At 65.8% G+C, this 2,978-nt stretch carries 5 protein-coding genes; all 5 read left to right on the forward strand.

All coding sequences use genetic code 11. From position 1 onward, the window contains the following. Nucleotides 1–594, forward strand: a 594-nt coding sequence (locus ACR2JA_RS18890) for a pyridoxal phosphate-dependent aminotransferase (RefSeq protein WP_434010607.1), incomplete at its 5' end; no start/stop codon positions are given. Next, nucleotides 591–1,202, forward strand: coding sequence for an imidazoleglycerol-phosphate dehydratase HisB (hisB, locus tag ACR2JA_RS18895; protein ID WP_434010608.1), 612 nt, complete (start codon nucleotides 591–593; stop codon nucleotides 1,200–1,202). The genes ACR2JA_RS18890 and hisB, both read left to right, overlap by 4 nt. Nucleotides 1,203–1,219: 17 nt before the next feature. Continuing rightward, the gene (gene hisH / locus ACR2JA_RS18900; protein ID WP_434010609.1) at nucleotides 1,220–1,882 is read left to right on the forward strand and encodes an imidazole glycerol phosphate synthase subunit HisH; all 663 of its coding nucleotides are present in this window, start codon (nucleotides 1,220–1,222) and stop codon (nucleotides 1,880–1,882) included. A 21-nt stretch (nucleotides 1,883–1,903) separates the two neighbouring features. Beyond that, nucleotides 1,904–2,644, forward strand: coding sequence for a 1-(5-phosphoribosyl)-5-[(5-phosphoribosylamino)methylideneamino]imidazole-4-carboxamide isomerase (gene hisA, locus ACR2JA_RS18905; RefSeq protein ID WP_434010610.1), 741 nt, complete (start codon nucleotides 1,904–1,906; stop codon nucleotides 2,642–2,644). Between the two features lie 6 nt (nucleotides 2,645–2,650). After that, nucleotides 2,651–2,978: imidazole glycerol phosphate synthase subunit HisF (hisF, locus tag ACR2JA_RS18910; protein WP_434010611.1), on the forward strand; the 328-nt coding region annotated here is incomplete at its 3' end.

Consider the following 2,978-nt stretch of genomic DNA (forward strand, 5'->3'; position numbering starts at 1 on the left):
GCCAACCTGTGGGATGCGGGCGTGATCCGGCGCCTGATCGCCGAGGCCGCCACGTTCGGTGGTCTGGTGGTGATGGACGAGGCCTACCAGCCGTTTTCCAGCCGCAGCTGGCTCGACGAGATCCGCGCCAATCCGGCGGCCAACGCCAATGTGCTGCTGATGCGCACGCTCTCCAAGTTCGGCCTGGCCGGTGTGCGGCTGGGCTACATGGTCGGCCCGCAGGCGCTGGTGCACGAAATCGACAAGCTGCGCCCGCCCAACAACGTGAGCGTGCTCAACGCCGAGTGCGCCTTGTTCGCGCTGGAGCACGCCGACGTGTTTGCGCAGCAGGCGGCCCAGATCCGTGAACAGCGTGCCCGGCTGATCACCGCATTGGAGGCCCTGCCGGGTGTCAAACCCTTCCCCAGCGAGGCCAACATGGTGCTGGTGCGCCTGCCCGACGCGCAGAAGGCCTTTGACGGCCTGAAAGCCCGCGGTGTGCTGGTCAAGAATGTTTCTAAAATGCACCCGTTGCTCGGCAACTGCCTGCGCCTGACGGTCGGCACCCCCGACGAGAACACGCAGTTGATCGCTGCCCTGCAATCCACCTTATGACCACCCCATCTTCCGCCAGCCCCCGCGTGGCCGACGTCCAGCGCAACACGTCCGAGACGCAGATCCGCGTGCGCATCAACCTCGACGGCACCGGCGCTGCCCAGCTGTCCACGGGCATCGGCTTCTTTGACCACATGCTCGACCAGATCGCCCGTCACGGGCTGATCGACCTGGAGATCGACGCCAAAGGCGACCTGCACATCGACGGCCACCACACGGTGGAAGACGTGGGCATCACCCTGGGCCAGGCCTTCGCCAAGGCCGTGGGCGACAAGAAAGGCATCCGCCGCTACGGCCACGCCTACGTGCCGCTGGACGAAGCGCTCTCGCGTGTGGTGATCGACTTTTCCGGTCGCCCTGGCCTGCACATGCGCGTGCCGTTCAAGAGCGGCATGGTCGGCGCGTTCGACACGCAGCTGGCCTTCGAGTTTTTCCAGGGTTTCGTCAACCATGCGGGCGTGACCCTGCACATCGACAACCTGCACGGCGAGAACGCCCACCACCAGGCCGAAACCGTGTTCAAAGCCTTTGCCCGCGCGCTGCGCATGGCGCTGGAACGCGACGAGCGCCTGGGCGACGTCATCCCCTCGACCAAGGGTTCCCTGTAATTTTTCCCCCCGGACCGATGAGATCCAAGACAGTCGCCGTGGTGGACTACGGCAGTGGCAACCTGCGTTCCGTCTCGCAGGCGGTGGTGCACGTGGCGCAGGGCAGCGGGCTCAACGTCATCGTCACCTCGCGCGCGCAGGACGTGTTCGACGCCGACCGTGTGGTGCTGCCCGGCCAGGGCCACATGGGCGACTGCATGCGCGAGCTGGCCGCCTCCGGCCTGCAGGACGCGGTGCTGCACGCCGCCGCGCACAAGCCGCTGTTTGGCGTCTGCGTGGGCATGCAGATGCTGCTGGACCGCAGCGAAGAAGGCCCGACCGACGGCCTGGGCCTGATCCCGGGCGAGGTGGTGCGCTTCCAGCTCGAAGGCCGCACCCAGCCCGATGGCAGCCGGTACAAGGTGCCGCAGATGGGCTGGAACCAGGTGTTCCACACCGCCCACGGCCGCGCCCCGCACCCCATGTGGCAGGGCATTGCCGACGGCGCTTACTTCTATTTCGTGCACAGCTACCACGCGCGGCCCGCGCAGGCCCTGCACACGGTGGGCGAAACCGACTATGGCGCCCGTTTTGCCTGTGCCATCGCCCGCGACAATCTGTTCGCCACCCAGTTTCACCCCGAGAAAAGCGCCGACCAGGGTCTGGCGCTCTACCGCAACTTCCTCCACTGGAACCCCTGACGTCCTGTCGACCCCACCATCATGCTGCTGATCCCCGCCATTGATCTCAAAGACGGCCAGTGTGTTCGCCTCAAACAGGGCGACATGGACCAATCCACCGTGTTCGGTGAAGACCCGGCGGCCATGGCCCGCAACTGGGTCAACAAGGGCGCGCGCCGCGTGCACCTGGTCGACTTGAACGGCGCCTTTGCCGGCAAGCCCAAGAACGAGCAGGCCATCCGCGCCATCCTCAAGGAAGTCGGTGCTGAAGTGGACGTGCAGCTCGGTGGCGGCATCCGCGACCTGGACACCATCGAGCGTTATCTGGATGCCGGCCTGCGCTACGTGATCATCGGCACCGCCGCGGTCAAGAACCCCGGCTTCCTGCAGGACGCCTGCACCGCGTTCGGCGGCCACATCATCGTCGGCCTGGACGCCAAGGACGGCAAGGTCGCCACCGACGGCTGGAGCAAGCTCACCGGCCACGAGGTGGTGGACCTGGGCAAGAAGTTCGAGGACTACGGCGTCGAATCCATCATCTACACCGACATCGGCCGCGACGGCATGCTCAGTGGCATCAACATCGACGCCACCGTCAAGCTGGCGCAGGCGCTGTCGATTCCCGTGATCGCCTCGGGTGGCCTGTCCAACATGGACGATATCCGCGGCCTGTGCGCGGTGGAGGACGAGGGTGTTGAAGGCGTGATCTGCGGTCGTTCGATCTACAGCGGCGACCTCGATTTCGAAGCAGCGCAGAAGCTGGCCGATGAACTCAATGGCTGAAGCCTGATGCTCGCCAAACGCATCATTCCCTGCCTGGACGTGACCGGTGGTCGTGTGGTCAAGGGCGTCAACTTCGTCGAGCTGCGCGATGCGGGCGACCCGGTGGAAATCGCGGCGCGCTACAACGAACAGGGCGCCGACGAACTGACCTTCCTGGACATCACCGCCACCAGCGACGGCCGCGACCTGATCCTGCACATCATCGAAGACGTGGCCTCCCAGGTCTTCATCCCGCTGACTGTGGGCGGTGGCGTGCGCGCCGTGGAGGATGTGCACCGCCTGCTCCATGCCGGTGCCGACAAGGTTTCCATCAACACCGCCGCCGTCTTCAATC

Source organism: Hydrogenophaga sp., from assembly GCF_051007235.1.
GTDB lineage: Bacteria > Pseudomonadota > Gammaproteobacteria > Burkholderiales > Burkholderiaceae_C > Hydrogenophaga.